Genomic DNA, 16,501 nt, shown 5'->3' with positions numbered 1-16,501 from the left:
GGGGGGAGCATCCCCCCCCGGCGGAGAGGTCTGGAGAGGCAGCGCCTCTCCAGTTTCTTCTTCTTCTACCACTACTGCTACTACAGGCGCTGGCGCTTGAAGTAGTGGGTGTGGAGCAGGTGGTGCGACTTTTCGGACAGCGGCTTGCCCAGGAACTTTTCGTACAGTTCGATGATGTACGGGTTCTGGTGCGACTTGCGCAGCGGCTTGCCGGCGTCTTCGTCGTAGAGCACCTGGGTGCGCAGCTTGAGCAGTTCGATATCGCCGTGGTGGTAGGGCTGTCCGCCGCCGCCGATGCAGCCGCCGGGGCAGGCCATGACTTCGATGGCGTGGAACACTTCGCCTTCGCGCACCCGGTTGAGCAGCTTTCTGGCGTTGCCCAGGCCATGGGCGATACCGATGCGCAGGGCGTGGGGACCGACCTGGACGGTTGCGACCTTGACCCCTTCCATGCCGCGCACGTCTTCGAACTCGACCTTTTGCAGCGTTTCGCCGGTGGCCAGTTCGTAGGCGGTGCGCAGGGCGGCTTCGATGACGCCGCCGGTGACGCCGAAGATCGGGGCCGCACCGGTGGATTCACCGAGCGGCGCATCGAAATCTTCGTCGGGCAGGCCGGCGAAATCGATGTTCATGCGTTTGATAAGCCGGGCCAGTTCCCGGGTGGAGATGACGATATCCACGTCGGGGTTGCCGTCCACGGTGAATTCCGGCCGGGCGCGTTCGTACTTCTTGGCCAGACAGGGCATGACCGAGACGACCACGAGCTTTTCGCGCGGGATGCCGAGCATTTCGGCGTAGTAGCTCTTGGCGATGGCTCCGAACATCTGCTGCGGCGACTTGGCCGTGGAGGGCACGTCGAGCATGTCGGGGAAGTTGTGCTCGAAGAACTTGACCCAGCCGGGGCAGCAGGAGGTCAGGATGGGCAGTTTGGCCGTCTGGTCGCCGGCCAGATGGCGGGTCAGGCGGTCGAGGAATTCCGAACCTTCTTCCATGATGGTGAGGTCGGCGGCGAAGTCGGTGTCGAAGATGTGGTCAAAGCCGAGGCGGCGCAGGGCCGCGGCCATCTTGCCGGTGACGGACGTCCCCGGGGCGATGCCGAGGTCTTCGCCAAGGGCGGCCCGGACAGCCGGGGCGGTCTGGACGATGACCACCTTGTCCGGGTCGGCCAGGGCATCGACGACATCCCAGCTGTGGTCGTGTTCGACCAGGGCGCCGACCGGGCACACGGCCACGCACTGGCCGCAGTTGGTGCAGACGGTGTCGGCCAGGTTCATTTCAAAGGCCGGGGCGACCACGGCGGTGAAGCCGCGGTTGACGCCGGAGAGCACGCCGCAGGTCTGGATGTCGTTGCACATGGTCTCGCAGCGGCGGCACATGATGCACTTGTCCATATCGCGGATGATGGAAGCCGAGATGTCCTTGCGATAGTGGGACATTTCGCCGCCGTCATAGGGGGACTCGCGGATGCCGAACTTTTCGGCCAGGGCCTGCAGTTCGCATTCGCCGGACTTGGCGCACACGAGGCAGTCCTTGGGGTGGTCGGAGAGCAGCAGTTCAAGAACGGTCTTGCGGGCGTTTAAGACGCGCAAGGTGTTGGTCTTGACCACCATGTTGTCGCTGGCCGGGGTGGCGCAGGCCGGGGCCAGGTTGCGGCGGCCTTCGACCTCGACCACGCAGATGCGGCAGGAGGCGACGTTGTTGTTGACCCGCAGGTCTTCGAGGTTCAGGTAGCACAAGGTCGGGATATCGACATCCAGCTTCTTGGCGGCATCCAGAATGGTGCTGCCGGCCGGGACGGTGGTTGTTTTGCCGTCTATAGTTACTGTCAGCATGGACATTGCAGACCTCCTTCGGCCTTACAGCTTGATGACGGAGTCAAACTTGCACTTGTCGTAGCAAGCGCCGCACTTGATGCACTTGGAGGCATCAATGACGTGGGGCTGTTTTTTCGTACCGGAGATGCACTCCACCGGGCAGACCTTGGTGCACAGGGTACAACCGGTGCACTTGGCCGCGTCGATGGTGTAGGTCAGCATGGCCGTGCAGACGTGGGCCGGGCACTTCTTCTGGGTGACGTGGGCTTCGTACTCGTGGGCAAAGGTGTCCATGGTGGAGAGGATGGGGTTGGGCATGGTCTGCCCCAGGCCGCACAGGGCCGTATCCTTGATGGACTCGCACAGGGCCTTCATCCGGGACAGATCGGCCTGGGTGCCGTGGCCCTTGGTGATCTTGTCGAGCATTTCAAACAGGCGCTTGGAACCGATGCGGCAGGGGGTGCACTTGCCGCAGGTCTCGTCCATGGTGAAGTCCAGGAAGAACTTGGCCACCGACACCATGCAGTCGTCCTCGTCCATGACCACCATGCCGCCGGAGCCCATCATGGACTTGCGGGCAATGAGCGACTCATAGTCGATGGCCACGTCGAGGTCCTTGTGGGCCAGGGCGCCGCCGGAGGGGCCGCCGGTCTGGACGGCCTTGAATTCCTTGCCGTCGGGGCAGCCGCCGCCGATGTCGAAGATGACTTCGCGAAGCGAGGTGCCCATGGGCACTTCGATGAGGCCCACGTTGACGATCTTGCCGGCCAGGGCGAACACCTTGGTGCCCTTGGAGGTGGCCGTGCCGATCGAGGAGAACCAGTCCGCGCCCTTTAAGATGATGGCCGGAACATTGGCGAAGGTCTCGACGTTGTTGACGATGGTGGGCTTTTTCCAATAGCCGGACTGGGCCGGGAAGGGCGGCTTGCTGACAGGTTCGCCCCGGTGGCCTTCCATGGAGCGGATGAGCGCCGTTTCCTCGCCGCAGACGAACGCGCCGGCTCCGTACTTGATCTCGATGTCGAAATCAAAGCCCGAGCCGAAGATGTTCTTGCCAAGAAGGCCCATGCCCCGGGCGTCGTCGATGGCCTTGCGCAGGCGCTTAATCGCCAACGGATATTCGGCCCGGATGTAGACCGCGCCCTGGGTGGCCCCGATGGCGTAGCCGCCGATGGCCATGGCCTCGACCACGGAGTGGGGGTCGCCTTCAAGGACGGCGCGGTCCATGAACGCGCCCGGGTCGCCTTCGTCGGCGTTGCAGACCATGTATTTCTGGTCGGCCTGGTTGGAAAGCGCGATGCCCCATTTGACGCCGGTGGGGAAGCCGCCGCCGCCCCGGCCGCGCAGGCCGGCGGTTTTGATGACTTCCACGACCTCGGCCGGGGTCATGGTGAGGACTTTGGCCAGGGCCTCGTAGCCCCGCAGGGCGATATAATCGTCAAGGCTTTCGGGATCGATGAAACCGCAATTGCGGGTGGCGATCCGAAGCTGCTTTATTTGCGTCGTCGCTGCCATGTGTCGTCTCCCGATTGGCGTTACAGGACTACTCGTTCGTAGGTGACGGGGATGATGCCTTCGACCGGTTCGCCCTTCATGACGTACTCGGTGACAAGCTCTCTCGCCCGGGTCTCGTCCACGCCGCCGAAAACGACCGGATCCTTCCCGGGCAGGGTGATCTCCACGGTGGGTTCGGCGAAGCAGAAGGTCATGCAGCCCGACTGCATGAATTCCACATTGGTCAGGCCGTTCAGGGCCACTTCGTCCTGGATGGCCTCCAGGGCGACTTTGCCGCCGGCGGCGATGGAGCAGGTGGCCAGGGACACGTTTATAAGGACTTTGTTCTGGCGAGCCTTCTGGCGGGCGAGAATCTCTTCACGCTTGGCCCGCAGGGCATCGATGGTGGCGATGGTGCTCATGTGGCGCTCCTTGGCTGGCAGGGCATGGAATGGTGCAAGGGCCTTGGCCGTTAGAAATCGGCCAGGATCTTTTTGACCTGTCCGGGGGTGACGTTGCCGTAGACCTTCTCGCCGACCATGACGATGGGGGCCAGGGCGCAGCCGCCGACACAGCGCAGGGTGTCGATGGAGAACTTGCCATCAGGGGTCACGTCGCCGATATCGATCTTGAGCTGCTCCTTGAAGGCATGGACGACCTTGTCCGCGCCTTTGACGAAGCAGGCCGTGCCCATGCAGATGGAGATGGGATGCTTGCCCTTGGGGACCATGGTGAAAAAGGTGTAGAAACTGACCACGCCGTAGACCTGGGCCAGGGGGACTTCCATGTGGTCGGCGACGAACTGCTGCACTTCGATGGGCAGATAGCCAAAGACGCTTTGGGCTTTGTGCAGCACGGTGACCAGATGGCCTTCTTTCTGGGGAAGGGCGTCGATGAACTGCACGACTTCCCGGTACAGTGGCTGCGGCAATACGGCGTGTTCCGGCATCCGGCACTCACCGATTGCTTGACAAGTTGAAGTTTGCATACGGAGGCACCTCTCCTTGTGGGTTTTGAGGGTCCAATACTGTTGGGCTTGGCGCGTCGTGCGGTCCGGTGGCTGGTTGCCGGTCGGTCGCACTGGCGTCGGCCTTGTGTGTTCCTGTCCTCCCCGGCTTTTGTGATTATTTTCACAAATTAAGGGGGTTTGCTGCTTCCGGCTGGGCCGCCCGTATTACCTCCCGGCGTCAGCCTGCCGCGTGTGCGTTCGCTGCCCATTGAGCAATAACCGGGCCATAGAAGAATTTTGTTGAATATCAGATGGTTGTGTTTTTGGAGCGTCCCGGGTCGCCGGGGCAGTGGGCAGGGATGGGGAATCGCGGCAGGAGGAAATGGGTGACAGGGCTGGCCATTTTTTAAAAACAACAATGATTGCAGTGCGTTACCACTACAAAGACAAAGTGCGCTAGCCGCCGGCAAAAAATGGGTCAAAATGTCACCCCTTTTGCGCCTGTACAATGCCCGTCCGCAATGGCGGGCAAATTGCCTGGAAATTGCGACAAACGTAGCACGTTTTAGGAAGGAGTGCATCCCCTATTCCGGGCAGGCGGCATCGGCCCGGGCCGGCGGGGAGTGTGGGCAGCGGTCGTCGGATCGCCGTCCTTCGGTGTCCGGGGGGCAGGGCGGGTGGCAGGAAGGCCCGGTCCGGCGCGGACGCCGGCCTGGTTGGGCCGCACCGGGCGGTGCCCTGGGCGAAGCAGGCAGGCGGCGAAGCAGGCAGGCGGCCGGCGGCGTTCCACCGCCGGCCGCGCAAAGGCCGGGGTCAGGTCAGGGCCGGGCAGCCGGGCTGGGCCAGGATGTCGTCGGTGAGCTGCTTGAGGCTCTCGGCCTGGGTGGCCAGCCGGCCGACAGCGGCGTCGGCCTGGGCCATGGCCTCGGCCGTTTCCTGGGAAATGGCGCTGATGCTGTCCACCGCCCGGCCGATCTCGTCGCTGACCGCCGACTGGTCCTCGCAGGAGGCGGCGATGTTGGCCACCTGCCGGGAGGCCTTGGTGACCAGGGCCACGATGCCGGAAAGGGCCTCGCCCGAGCGCCGGGCCAGCCCCGAGGCGTTTTCAATGGCTGTCGCCGCCGCCTGCACGCTGGCCACATGGGTCCTGGTGCCGGCCTGGATGCCGGTGATGGCCTGCTCCACGTCCTTGGTGGCCAGCATGGTCTTCTCGGCCAGCTTTCGCACCTCGTCGGCCACCACGGCAAAGCCGCGCCCGGCCTCCCCGGCCCGGGCCGCCTCGATGGCGGCATTCAAGGCCAGCAGATTGGTCTGGTCGGCAATGTCCGAGATGACGTTTATGATGGTGCCGATGCCCTGGGCCTCCCGGCCAAGGGCGATGATGTCGCCGCGAAGGCCTTCGGCCAGCTTTTGCACGCCGTCGATGCAGCCGGCCAGTTCCTGCACCGTGCCGGCCCCCTGGTCGGCCTTGTCCCTGGCCTCGGCCGAGGTCTTGGCCGCAGCGGCCGCGGTCCGGGACACATCGAGCACGGTTTCGTTCATCTGGCCGATGGCGGCTGCCGTCTCCTGGGCCGAATCCTTCTGGGCCCTGGCCCCGGAACTGGCCTGGGCCACGGTTTCGGACAGGGCGGCGGTGGCCTCGCCCAGATGGACCAGCACGCCTTCCAGGGTGCGGGCGGCCTGGACCGAGCCTTCGTGCCGGGCTGTTGCCCCGGCCTCGCGGGCGGCTTCGGCCTCGGCCAGACAGACGCCGGCCCGGTCGGCCTCGGCGGCCGCCTCCCGGCTCTTCTCGTCGGCCTCGGCGATTTTCTGGCGCAAATTGTCCACCAGGGTGCACAGGGCCGAGCCGAGCACGGATATTTCATCCATGGTTCCGCGCTGTTGCCGGGCCGCGATGCGGCTGGACACTTCCTGGCAGGCCGACGTGTCGCCGGTGGCCATGCGTTGGCTGGTGTCGGCCAGAAAGGCCAGCCGGTCGATGATGGTGCGTTTCATGAAAAGGAGCAGCCCGGCCACCAGCCCGGCCAGCCCGGCCAGGGAGAGCAGGCCGGTGCGCTGCTGGTTGGCGGCCAGGGCGGCCATGTCCCCACTGACGTCGGCCACGGTGACCAGGGCTCCGAGGATGGCCCGGGACGCGCCGTGGCAGTGGTGGCACTGGGGATCGTTTTTGATGGCCCGCACCGTGGCGAAGCGGGCCGTCCCGTCCGGGGCCGTTTCCAGGCCGTCGCCGTCCTCGGCCCGTTCCAGGGCGCGGGTGAGCATGGCGGCCAGGGCCGGTCCCGGGGCCGAGGTGGCCAGGGGGCGGCGCAGGCCGTCCTGGTCGGTGGCGTAGGTGACCTGGCCGGAAAAGTCGGTCAAAAACGCTTTGAACCGTTCCCCGACCGCGGCAATTTTTTGGAACTGGGCCGTGGTGGCGGCATTGTCGCCGACCAGCATGGGTTCGCTGACGATAAGCTTGACCAGGTCGGCCTCGGCTGCCCCGGTCTGGCGGATACGGGCCAGGGTCATGTCGCGCTGCCACAGGGTGTTGGCGGCAAAGAGCCCGGCCAGGGCGGCGGCAGCCACGAGACTGACCAGGATGAGGGCTTTTACGCGGATGGATCGGACGCGGGGGACAGCCATGGCGGTTCTCCGGCGCGGCCGGGCAGGGTTTGGCAGCCCTGCCCCGGACGCGCCCGTGGGCGGTTTCGGGACAGGCGTCAGTGCGCGCCGGCATTAAGCAGCGGCTTGTAGCCGAAGGAATGGACACGCGGGTCGTTGTGGCAGGGCTCGCAGTCGGCCAGGGTGAGCCGGCCCTTGATGGCGGCCGGATCACCCGAGGCGGCATGGACCGAGCCCGGGCCATGGCAGACCTCGCAGCCGGCGTCGGCCAGCTGCGGCGTGGCCGTGAAATCCGTAAAGCCGCCCGGCCGGCCGTAGCCGGTGGTGTGGCAGCCGTAGCAGCTGGTCAGTTCCTGGTCGGAGAGCCCCTTGGCCATAAGCCGCAGGTTTTTCGAGGAATGGGCCTTTTTGGAATAGCGCATGAAGCGTTCGTGCTGGCCGGCATGGCAGGGGGCGCAGACCTGGCTGCCGACGTAGCGGGCGGCTGGTTCCCCGGCCGTGGCTGCCGGGGGCAGGGTCAGGGTGAGAGTGAGGCTGGCCGCCGCCAGCAGACACCGGCTGATTCGCCTTCCCATGGCAGACTCCTTTGGTCGGGCGAAGCGGGGCAGCCTGCCCGTTTGGGGGACGGGAAGCCCGCGCGTCGTCGCAGCGCCGCAGGCAGCCTGTCCAAGTCTGGACGGCCACACGCGGCGTGGGTGTTTTCGTGACCAAGAGCAAAATACATACCGGGGGAGCGAAAGGGGCGGGGTAGCGTAACACGCCGGCGGACGTTTTGAACCGGGCGCTAATCAACTGTTATAGCAGGAATTTGTTGGGGGATGAAAAATGAACCGGCCGGAAGGGCTGGCTCGCGGCCGGGCTTCGTCTTTGGGAGCCGACGGGATGCGCCGGGCCCGGCTCCTTTTGACCCGTGCAAGGCGGCCGGTCCGCACCGCACAACGCGTCCAGGACGCGGCCGCCCAGGTCAGGCTTTGGCCTTGAAGCAGAAGTGGTATTGGATATCGCCGGAGAGCATGTGCTCCATGACCAGATCATGGACGATGTAGCGGATGATATCGCCGGAAAACGGGGCAGGCTCGGTGCAGCCGGTGGCCAGGGCCAGACCCTTTTGCAACAGGCGGTGATGTTCGGCAGCGTGTTCGGCCAGTCCCGGAAAACCGATTTCCTGAAGGATGCGTTCCTCGTCGCGGAAATGCTCGGCGACATGCCGGAAAGCGGTGTCAATGGCGGTGCTTAACACGGCACAGGAAGGATTCTGCGTTGTCAGCAGGAGCAACTCGTTGGCCTGGGCGATGAGCAACTTGTGCTGCCGGTCGATGGTTTCGTTGCCGGAGGCGAAGGTGTTGTCCCAGAAGATGCGGATGATGCCCTGGCTGGCTGCGGCAGCCTCGGCATCGGGGGCCGGGCCAGCGCTTTCCACCCGGTTTCGGCCGTTGGCCTTGGCCTGGTAGAGCAGGGCGTCGACCTGTTTGTAGAGATCGCCGGGCACTGCACCGGGCGAGCATTTGGCGGCCAGGACGCCGACGCTGACGGTGACGACGGGGGCGGCGGCCGACTGGGCATGGGGTATGGCCAGCCTTGCGACGCTTTGGCGGATGTCCTCGGCCACCGTGGCCGCTCCGGCCAGTTCCGTCTCGGGCAGCAGGCAGATGAATTCCTCGCCGCCGTACCGGGCGGCCAGATCCGTCTTGCGCTGGAGGGACCGGGCGATGGTCCCGGCAACCTGGGCCAGGCAGTCGTCGCCTTTGGCATGGCCATAGGCATCGTTGTAGTTCTTGAAATAGTCGATATCGAGCATGACCAGGGACAGGGTCATTCCGGAACGGGTATGGCGGGGGTACTCGCTGGCGAAGACTTCGTCGAAGTGGCGGCGGTTGGCGATGCCGGTCAGGCCGTCGGTGGCGCTTAAGGCCCCAAGCTTCTGGTTGGTTTCGGCCAGGGCCAGTTCCATCAGTTTGCGTTCGGAGATGTCCTCGTGGGCCACCACGACCCGGCGCGGGCCGTCCCCGGGAAAGGGCGTGACCCGGCCGACGAACCAGCGGGGCTGGTGGGGGGCGTGGCAGGGGTATTCCATGGTGAACTGTTCGAGCTCGCCGGCCAGCACCTGACGGATGCCGGCGGCAAAGGAACCCGCTTCCGTGGCGTTGTCGCAGGCGCAGAGGTAGTTGGTCCCTTCGCCGGCAAGCTCGGGGGCGAGGCCGTTATCCCTGGCGAAATCGCGCCAGGCCTCGTTGACCAGGATGATGTCGCCGCTGGCGTCGATGAGCGCGATGTGGGCGGTCAGGCCGTTTAAGACCGATTGCAGGAAGAGCTTGGAGGCGCGCATGTTCTCTTGGGCCACCTGGCTTTCGGCGGCGAGTCTCTGGTTGACCAGGATGATGAGCCCGATGGTGGTCAGCCAGCTTAGGAGGATAAGTATCAGAAAGGTCAGGGCCATGGGGATGGGGCGCGGGAAAAAGGGCAGGCCCAGGGCTTCGACGACGGGGGTGGCGGCCAGGGTGGCCAGGGCCAGGCCGTTGGCCATGAAGATGGCTGCGAGGGAGCGCGAGGCCACGGCGATGTCGGGGGTCTTGTATTTGAGCAGGGCCTGGCCGGAGGCGAGGCAGAGCAGGGCATAGATCAGGGAGCCGTATATCCGGCGGGAGATGATGTCGTTGTGGATAAAGGTGAAAAAGAAGGCCGCTGCTGCGGCGGCGACGGCAACGACAAGCAGGGGGGCGCGTTTTTCCGTGCCTCCCATGAAACGCACGATGCCGACGTAGATAAGGATTTGCCCGACAATGATCGACAGATTGTAAACGATTATGGGGCGTTATGCAGGGTGGGGACGTCGCGCAGGAAATTCACTGCAAAACCGCAGGTGAGCACGGCGCTGGCCAGCGTCCAGCAGCCGGGGCCTTTGCGTTTTTCGTCGATCCGGTATTGAATAAAAAAGGCCAGCAACTGCATGAAGTTGCCAAGTCCCAGGCAGATCGCCAGGGTCCCGATGTCGATGCTTCCCGTCATGGAACCTCGCGGCTGATGGACAGTGACCGGCTGGCCGGGAGCCGGGCGGCGGCAACGGCTTGGTCCTGCAAAGGGGGTGCAAGCGGCCCCTTTGCCATTGGGGGCCGCCGCCTGGAATTATACCATACTAAACGGCCCGGCCGGGACAGGCAAGAGCACACGGGAGTCCGGCCGGTCCGGGCTTTGGCAAAGTCGGGCGGGTGTGTGGACCGGGTTGCAGGGCCGGACAGCTTACATGAGATTGTATTCGCGAATTTTGCGGTAGAGCGTCTTTCGCGAGATGCCAAGGGCCGTGGCAGCCAGCGTGCGGTTGTTGCCGAAACAGACCAGCACCTTGCCGATATGCTCGCGTTCCACGGCCTCCAGGGACAGGAAGTCGCTCTCGCCCTCGGCCTTGAGCGACAGTTCGCGGGGCAGGGCGTTTTCCGTGATGACTCCGGCCTCGGACAGGATTACGCCGCGCTCGATGACGTTTCGCAGCTCCCGGATGTTGCCCGGCCAGTGGTAGTTGATCAGACACCCCATGGCCTTGTCCGAGACGCGGTAGGCCCCGCCGCCCTCGATGCGGCCCAGGAAGTATTCGACCAGGAGCGGAATGTCCTCCTTGCGTTCGCGCAAGGGCGGCAGCTCGATATTAAAGACGTTGATGCGATGGAACAGGGCCTCGTGGAACCGGCCGGCCTCGACTTCCTTGGCCAGATTGCGGTTGGTGGCGAAAAGGAGGCGGATATCCGAGGTGCGCTCGTCCTTGTCGCCCACCCGGCGGTAGGTCTTGTTTTCCAGCGTGCGCAGCAGCGAGGCCTGGACTTCCATGGGCAGCTCGCCAATCTCGTCGAGAAAAAGCGTGCCCTTGTTGGCAAAGGTCATAAGGCCTTCGCGGTTTTCCGTGGCCCCGGTAAACGACCCCTTGACGTAGCCAAAGAGTTCCGAGCGGGCCAGTTCCTTTTGCAACGTGGCGCAGTTCTTGATGACGTAGGGCTTCTCGGCCCGCTTGGACCGGGCCTGGATGGCCGTGGCCGCCACTTCCTTGCCTGACCCGGATTCGCCGGTAATGAGCACCGGCACGTCGGTCGGGGCCACCTTGTCGATTAAAAAGCGGATCTGCTTGATGGCGGCGGAGTTGCCGACGATCTGCTGGGGCTGGGCCTGCCTCTGGGCGTGGCGCAGCTGGCGGTTTTCAAAGCGCAGGCAGGCCCGCTGGTAGGCCCGCTCGACCACAAGTTCCAGCTCTTCGAGGTTAAAGGGCTTGGTGATGTAGTCGTACGCCCCGAGTTTCATGGCCTCCACGGCGCTGTCGATGTTGCCGTGGCCGGTGATGATGATGACTTCGACGTCCGGGGAGTGCTGGCGGATCTCCACCAGCAGGTCGAGGCCGTCGGCGTCGGGCAGACGCAGATCCAGCACCGCCACCTCGTAGGTGTTGCGGCGCAGCATCTCCCGGGCCTGCTGGGCGCTTTCGGCAGCGGACACGGCTCTTGACGGCGTGGACAATTCTTTTTTGAGCAGCTTGCCGATGGACGGTTCGTCGTCCACCACCAGAACGGAGTAAGGGCTGGTCACGTGGTTTTATCCGTATTGACGGGGAACTTGACGGTAAAAACGGCGCCGCTTCCCGGCTCGCTTTTCACCGTGATTTCCCCTTGGTGTTTTTTGACGATGGACATGCAGGTGGAAAGCCCGATGCCGATGCCCTTGCCGGAGCGCTTGGTGGTGAAAAACGGTTCGAACAGTTTGTCCATGTGGTCGGTGGGGACGCCGCAGCCGGAGTCCTCCACGGACAGGCACACCGCCCCCTGGGAGGACTGGAAGGTGGTGATGATGATGCGCCCGGGGCCGGTGATGGCGTCCATGGCGTTGACCAGCAAATTGAGCATGACCTGTTTGATCTGGTGCTCGTCGCCGTGCACCATGGGCAGGTTTTCGCTTAAGTCCACGCGCACGGTGATCTTGGCCTGGCTGCGCTGCTTCAAGTGGCTGCGCAGGAGCTTTAACGTGTCGTTGACGACGGCGTTTAAGCTCACGGCGGCAAAGCTCACGGTTTTCTGGCGGCTGAAGGTCAAAAGTGTGGTGACGATATCCTGGCAGCGGCGGCATTCGCGAAGGATCGTGGCCACATAGTCCTCCACATCCTCCATCACCCGGGGATCGACTTTTTCCTTCAGCGCCGGCAGGCGGCGGCGCAACCCCTCGGCAAACCCGAAGATGGCTGTCAGCGGATTATTGACCTCGTGGGCCACGCCCGTGGCCAACATGCCGATGGTGGCCATTTTTTCGGCCTGGTAGAATTTGGCCTGGTAGTCTTTTTACCGGCTGACGTCGCGCTTAAACACCAGGATGTGGCTTTCCGGGGCCTCGGGCCGCCGGATGGGCGAGGCCACCATCTCAAACTGGGTGTTTTTGCCGCCGATCTTGAAAATAGCGGTCTCGCGGCAGATGTCGCCGGTGGCAAACGAGGCGCTGGCCGGGCAGTTGGGGCAGGGCTGGTCGTCGCCGCGAAAGATCTGGTAGCAGTGCATTCCTTCGGGGTTTGGCGTCTCGGGAAAGGTCTGGCGGAAGACATGGTTGACCGACAGGATGCGCAGGTCGCTTGAAAGCACCATCATGATGTCGGTGATGCCGTCGAGGATGGCGGCGATTTCCCGGCGGCGCTGGGTGGACTGGGTGTTGGCGTCTTTTAGGGCCTCGATGGTCTGGCGCAACTCCTGGAAAAAGCCCAGCTTGCTGTGCTCGATGCCGATCAGATCTTCGAGGGACGGCCCTCGTCCGGCCATCACCAGGCCTCCTGGCATACGCCAAGGAGCGACTCCCAACTGGCCGGTCGGGGGTTGGTCAGGGTGCAGGCGTCGTTGACCGCAGCCTTGGCAATGATCTCCAGACAGCTGTTGTCGGGCAGGATGTCGCGCAGGCGCACCGGCACGCGCAGGTCGGCGCAGAACCGTTCCAGCCAGGCAATGCCGGCCTGGGCGATGTATTCGTTGGAGCACATGCGCGGCCCGCAGACAATGCGGCCGATGTTGGCCAGCTTGTCCACGCTGGTCGGCAGGTTGTAGCGCATGACCGCCGGCAGCAGGATGGGGTGGACCAGGCCATGGAGCACGTCGAACCGGCCGCCCAGGGAATGGGCCAGGGAGTGGCCGATACCCAGGCCGGCGTTGGAAAAGGACATGCCGGCCGAGGTGGCGGCGATGCTCAGGTTCTCCAGGGCTTCGATGGAACGGTCTTCCAGGGCCGGGTGCAGATTGTGGGCGATCAGGCGAATGGCCTTTAAGGCCTGGTGTTCGGTAAAGGGCGAGGACAGAAGCGAGAGATAGGACTCGACGGCGTGGGCAAAGGCGTCGATGGCCGAGGAAATGATCAGTTCCTCGCTCTTGGTCAAAAGGACCAGCGGGTCGATGATGGACACGTTTGGCACAAGCGACCGGCTTATGATCGACATCTTCACCTGCCGGGCCACATCGGTAATGATGCAGAACTGGGAGATGTCGGAACCCGAGCCGGCCGTGGTCGGCAGAAAGATCATGGGGGGCAGGGGCCGCATGATGCGGTTGGCCCCTTCGTAGTCGTTGATGCGGCCGCCGTTGCCGACGATGGTGGCGATGCCCTTGGCCGCGTCCATGGGGCTGCCGCCGCCCACGGCAATAATGACGTCGGCCCGTTCGCGCACATAGATGTCGGCCCCGTCATGGACCTGATGGTCGCGGGGATTGGAATTGACGGCGTCGAAAAAGATCCATTCCAGGCCGTTGTCGCGCAGGATTTCCTGGATGCGCTCCACCCAGCCGGCTCCGACCAGGCCCTGGTCGCTGACCAGCAGCACCCGGCGCGCGCCCAGGCGTTTGGCGCAGGAAGCCAGGTGGACGATGCTCCCCCGGCCGAAAATGATTTCGGGAATGGCGAACTTGCTGATCCGCATGAAGTTCCTCGATGTGTGCCGGGCCGGCGGGGCTGTCGCAACGCCAGGGGCGGCTTGCAGCCGGCGTTGCCGGGCGCGCGTCCGGCCGGGGCCGCCGCCTGGGGCGGCAACCCTCCGGGAGATCAGGCGCTTTCAGATATCTGGTCGGGAAATACAGTGCGGCCGGGCAAAAGGTCAAGCCGGCCCGGTTTCGCCGCCGCCCCGGCCGGTGCCATCGGCCGGATCGGCGGGTCAGTTTGCCCCGGTCCCCGTGGCTGCCGCGTCCGTCAGGGCCGCCGTGGGCACGACAGCGGCATAGACCGCCCCCAGCGCAGCCAGGAAGGCGGCCTGGACATCGGCGGCAGCCACCGTGCGTCCGTCGAAGGAGAGCTCCCGGGTGGCGCAGGCGTCGGCCAGGACCGTCACGGCATAGCCCAGATCGAAGCCGGCCCGGACCGTGGCGTCCACGCACATGTGGGTCATCATGCCGGCCACCACCAGCCGGGACGCCCCGCTCTGGGCCACAACCTCGCCAAGGGAGGTGTCGCGGAAGCTGTTGGGCCAGGCCTTGGTAATGACGGTCTCAGTGGCCAGCGGGGCCACGGCGGCCCGGATGTCGGCCCCGGGCGTGCCGGGCAGGAAGAAGGTGGCTCCGGGACGCAGCGCCTCGTGGCGGATGTGGATGACCGGCCGGCCGGCCCGGCGGAAGGTCTCCAGGGCCGACGCGGCCCTGGCTGCGGCCGCTTCGGGCTGGACCAGGGCCATGGCCCCGCCCGGAAAATAGTCGTTTTGAATGTCGATCAGCAGCAGGGCGGCATCGCCAAGGCGGCTCTCGTCGTGGCTCATGGTGCGCTCCGTGGGGCGGGGTGCCCCGGATTTGTCGGTTGCGCCTTGACGCGCCACCGGTTCCTTTGGCATGGGCTATCATCGAATTGATCGGTTTTGTCATCTATCGTGGCCACCCGGGCGCGGCAATTGCCTGGCGCGGGGGTGGCATGGCTGTTGTGGAAACTGTGTGCGTAAGCCATACAATAGACGAGCGCAAACACCCATGGACGGCTTCCCCCGGTTGCCGGCCATGCCTTGGGGATGGTGCCGGGGCCGGAGCATTTGTTTTGCCCGGATGCGTTGTTTGCCGGATGCCGCGCCGGGGCGTCCATGGCCGGGAGGTTGTGGGCAGCACGCCGGTTCCGGCGATCCGGAGATGTCGCAGTGCCGTGTACGCTGCAAAGGAGGCTGCCGTGGCAGTGACCCAGAAGTGCCAATACGCCTTGCGGGCCCTTTTCGAGCTGGCCCGCCGGGAAGGGGAAGGAGTGGTCCCGGCCGGCGAGATTGCCGAACGGCAGGCCATTCCCAAACGATTTCTCGAAGTGATTCTCCACCAGTTGCGCCAGGGAGGGTTTGTGGATTCCCAGCGGGGCAAGGTCGGGGGCTTTTATCTGGCCCGGCCGGCGGCCGAGGTGGGTGTGGGCGAGGTCATCCGGTTCATGGACGGTCCCATAAGCCCGGTGGACTGCCACAAGGAGCGGCCGGGCCATGACTGCCCCCTGCGCGGCGGATGCGTGTTTCGGGGGCTGTGGGACGCGGCCCGCGAAGCCCTGGAACGGGTCTATGACACGCGCAGCCTGCGGGATCTGGTCGAAGAGGAACAACGGATGCGCCAGCAGGCCGAGGGGGCCAATTATATGATCTGATCCGGCCGGGGTTCAGGACCGGAACATGTCCGCCGTCCAGGCCAGGGCCTCGAAAAAGGCGGGCGAGGCCGCATCCGGGGCAATGCCGAAGGCCTGCATGGCGGCAGCGGCGGTCTTTCCGCCCTGGTCATAGGCGCTCGCCAGGGCCAGGCAGGCGGAACAGGCGCTGGTGCCCCCGAGCAGGGCGCTTCGGGTCGAGGCGTCGATGGTGATGCCGGCCAGGGCCTGGTCCATGGGCATCCCGAGCATGGCGTCAAGCAGCGACAGCAGGCCGAGCAGGCACACGCTTTGGCCGTCGTGGCAGCGAGGCCGGCCGGCGGTGCGCCGGGCATCGGCCAGGGCCAGGAACCGGCCGCGCACGGCCGAGGCAAAGGCCAGTTCGCGGTCGTGGGGTGTGGCGCCAAGCGAGGCCAGCATGTTGACCGCCACCCAGCTGGCCAGGGCGTTTCGCCCCAGCCGGGTGATGGCGAATTCCAGCGATTCAATGGGCTGGCCCCGATAGAAGCCGGCGGTGTTGACGTAGCGCAGGAGCTTGTAGGCCAGGGAGACGTCGGAGCCGATGATGTCCCGGATGCGCCGGACATCCAGTTCGGGCCGGCTGACCTCGGCCAGGAGGTTCAGCTTGACGGCCTGGTTGGCTTCCAGAATCTTGGTCATGACCACCAGCGGCCGGCTGTAATAAAAGCCCTGGGCCAGGGGAATGCCGCAGGCCCGGCACCAGTCGATATCCGCCTTGGTTTCCACTTTTTCGGCCAGCACGGTCTTGCCCGCCGCCAGACTGGCGGCGACCACCGCCTCCAGGCGGTCCGGATCGTTGCGAAGCGCCAGGAAATCCACCTTAACAAACGTCATATAGGGCATGATCGGGTCAAAGGACGGATCACCCACATAGTCGTCCAGGGCCAGGACGTAGCCGGCTTCATGGATGCCGCGCACCAGTTCGGCAAAGGCCGCGTCACAGGCCACATGCTCCAACACCTCGATGACGAACCGGGCCGGGTCGAGAAACCGGTGATGCCCGGCTTCCAGGATTTCCTTGGAAAAATTGATG

13 protein-coding genes and 1 pseudogene are annotated in these 16,501 nt (G+C 64.9%); 1 reads left to right on the top strand and 13 read right to left on the bottom strand.

Annotated features, from left to right (window positions below):
- Positions 1-80: 80 nt before the first annotated feature.
- The 12 genes and pseudogenes from DVDV_RS18375 to DVDV_RS18320 all read right to left on the bottom strand — a co-directional run bounded on the left by DVDV_RS18375 (position 81) and on the right by DVDV_RS18320 (position 14,602).
- On the bottom strand, positions 81-1,838 hold the full coding sequence (locus tag DVDV_RS18375; RefSeq protein WP_075356063.1) for an NADH-dependent [FeFe] hydrogenase, group A6: 1,758 nt from the start codon (positions 1,836-1,838) through the stop codon (positions 81-83).
- Between the two features lie 18 nt (positions 1,839-1,856).
- Entirely contained in the window at positions 1,857-3,329 is a 1,473-nt protein-coding gene (locus tag DVDV_RS18370; RefSeq protein WP_075356062.1) for an NADH-ubiquinone oxidoreductase-F iron-sulfur binding region domain-containing protein, read from the bottom strand.
- 20 nt (positions 3,330-3,349) lie between these two features.
- Positions 3,350-3,730, bottom strand: coding sequence for a ferredoxin (locus DVDV_RS18365; protein WP_075356061.1), 381 nt, complete (start codon positions 3,728-3,730; stop codon positions 3,350-3,352).
- Between the two features lie 50 nt (positions 3,731-3,780).
- Positions 3,781-4,296: an NADP-reducing hydrogenase subunit HndA gene (hndA, locus tag DVDV_RS18360; RefSeq protein WP_043574505.1), complete on the bottom strand. Its 516-nt coding sequence runs from the start codon at positions 4,294-4,296 to the stop codon at positions 3,781-3,783.
- A 774-nt stretch (positions 4,297-5,070) separates the two neighbouring features.
- Positions 5,071-6,879: a methyl-accepting chemotaxis protein gene (locus DVDV_RS18355; RefSeq protein WP_075356060.1), complete on the bottom strand. Its 1,809-nt coding sequence runs from the start codon at positions 6,877-6,879 to the stop codon at positions 5,071-5,073.
- Positions 6,880-6,956: 77 nt separating this feature from the next.
- A complete protein-coding gene (locus DVDV_RS18350) occupies positions 6,957-7,433 on the bottom strand; it encodes a cytochrome c family protein (protein ID WP_083634826.1) in 477 nt (158 codons plus the stop codon).
- Between the two features lie 389 nt (positions 7,434-7,822).
- Positions 7,823-9,598, bottom strand: a complete 1,776-nt coding sequence (locus DVDV_RS18345; RefSeq protein WP_075356059.1) for a diguanylate cyclase — start codon at positions 9,596-9,598, stop codon at positions 7,823-7,825.
- Positions 9,599-9,660: 62 nt separating this feature from the next.
- The gene (locus DVDV_RS23570) at positions 9,661-9,864 is read right to left on the bottom strand and encodes a hypothetical protein (protein WP_075356058.1); all 204 of its coding nucleotides are present in this window, start codon (positions 9,862-9,864) and stop codon (positions 9,661-9,663) included.
- Between the two features lie 231 nt (positions 9,865-10,095).
- On the bottom strand, positions 10,096-11,424 hold the full coding sequence (locus DVDV_RS18335) for a sigma-54 dependent transcriptional regulator (protein WP_075356057.1): 1,329 nt from the start codon (positions 11,422-11,424) through the stop codon (positions 10,096-10,098).
- Positions 11,421-12,635: pseudogene (locus DVDV_RS18330) on the bottom strand (nitrogen regulation protein NR(II)). The gene DVDV_RS18335 and the pseudogene DVDV_RS18330 overlap by 4 nt, the downstream one beginning before the upstream one ends.
- On the bottom strand, positions 12,635-13,777 hold the full coding sequence (locus DVDV_RS18325) for an iron-containing alcohol dehydrogenase (protein ID WP_075356056.1): 1,143 nt from the start codon (positions 13,775-13,777) through the stop codon (positions 12,635-12,637). The pseudogene DVDV_RS18330 and the gene DVDV_RS18325 overlap by 1 nt, the downstream one beginning before the upstream one ends.
- A 231-nt stretch (positions 13,778-14,008) precedes the next feature.
- Positions 14,009-14,602 carry a cysteine hydrolase family protein gene (locus tag DVDV_RS18320; RefSeq protein WP_075356055.1) on the bottom strand — a complete coding sequence of 198 codons (594 nt, stop codon included), beginning with the start codon at positions 14,600-14,602 and terminating at the stop codon, positions 14,009-14,011.
- A 395-nt stretch (positions 14,603-14,997) separates the two neighbouring features.
- On the opposite strand from DVDV_RS18320, the gene DVDV_RS18315 reads away from it, so the two are divergent.
- Positions 14,998-15,450: an Rrf2 family transcriptional regulator gene (locus tag DVDV_RS18315; protein WP_075356054.1), complete on the top strand. Its 453-nt coding sequence runs from the start codon at positions 14,998-15,000 to the stop codon at positions 15,448-15,450.
- 12 nt (positions 15,451-15,462) lie between these two features.
- Here DVDV_RS18315 and DVDV_RS18310 read toward each other — a convergent pair.
- Positions 15,463-16,501, bottom strand: a 1,039-nt coding sequence (locus tag DVDV_RS18310; RefSeq protein ID WP_075356053.1) for an EAL and HDOD domain-containing protein, incomplete at its 5' end; no start/stop codon positions are given.

Source organism: Desulfovibrio sp. DV (assembly GCF_001936595.1).
GTDB lineage: Bacteria > Desulfobacterota > Desulfovibrionia > Desulfovibrionales > Desulfovibrionaceae > Solidesulfovibrio.
Note: the sequence above shows the minus strand (reverse complement) of the source record. Positions and strands in the feature narration are given on the sequence as shown.

Excerpts from the sequence above, each read along its gene's own strand:
- DVDV_RS18375 (WP_075356063.1), bottom strand. The coding sequence starts at position 1,838 with ATGTCCATGCTGACAGTAACTATAGACGGCAAAACAACCACCGTCCCG.
- DVDV_RS18370 (WP_075356062.1), bottom strand. The coding sequence starts at position 3,329 with ATGGCAGCGACGACGCAAATAAAGCAGCTTCGGATCGCCACCCGCAAT.
- DVDV_RS18365 (WP_075356061.1), bottom strand. The coding sequence starts at position 3,730 with ATGAGCACCATCGCCACCATCGATGCCCTGCGGGCCAAGCGTGAAGAG.
- hndA (WP_043574505.1), bottom strand. The coding sequence starts at position 4,296 with ATGCAAACTTCAACTTGTCAAGCAATCGGTGAGTGCCGGATGCCGGAA.
- DVDV_RS18355 (WP_075356060.1), bottom strand. The coding sequence starts at position 6,879 with ATGGCTGTCCCCCGCGTCCGATCCATCCGCGTAAAAGCCCTCATCCTG.
- DVDV_RS18350 (WP_083634826.1), bottom strand. The coding sequence starts at position 7,433 with ATGGGAAGGCGAATCAGCCGGTGTCTGCTGGCGGCGGCCAGCCTCACT.
- DVDV_RS18345 (WP_075356059.1), bottom strand. The coding sequence starts at position 9,598 with ATGGGAGGCACGGAAAAACGCGCCCCCCTGCTTGTCGTTGCCGTCGCC.
- DVDV_RS23570 (WP_075356058.1), bottom strand. The coding sequence starts at position 9,864 with ATGACGGGAAGCATCGACATCGGGACCCTGGCGATCTGCCTGGGACTT.
- DVDV_RS18325 (WP_075356056.1), bottom strand. The coding sequence starts at position 13,777 with ATGCGGATCAGCAAGTTCGCCATTCCCGAAATCATTTTCGGCCGGGGG.
- DVDV_RS18320 (WP_075356055.1), bottom strand. The coding sequence starts at position 14,602 with ATGAGCCACGACGAGAGCCGCCTTGGCGATGCCGCCCTGCTGCTGATC.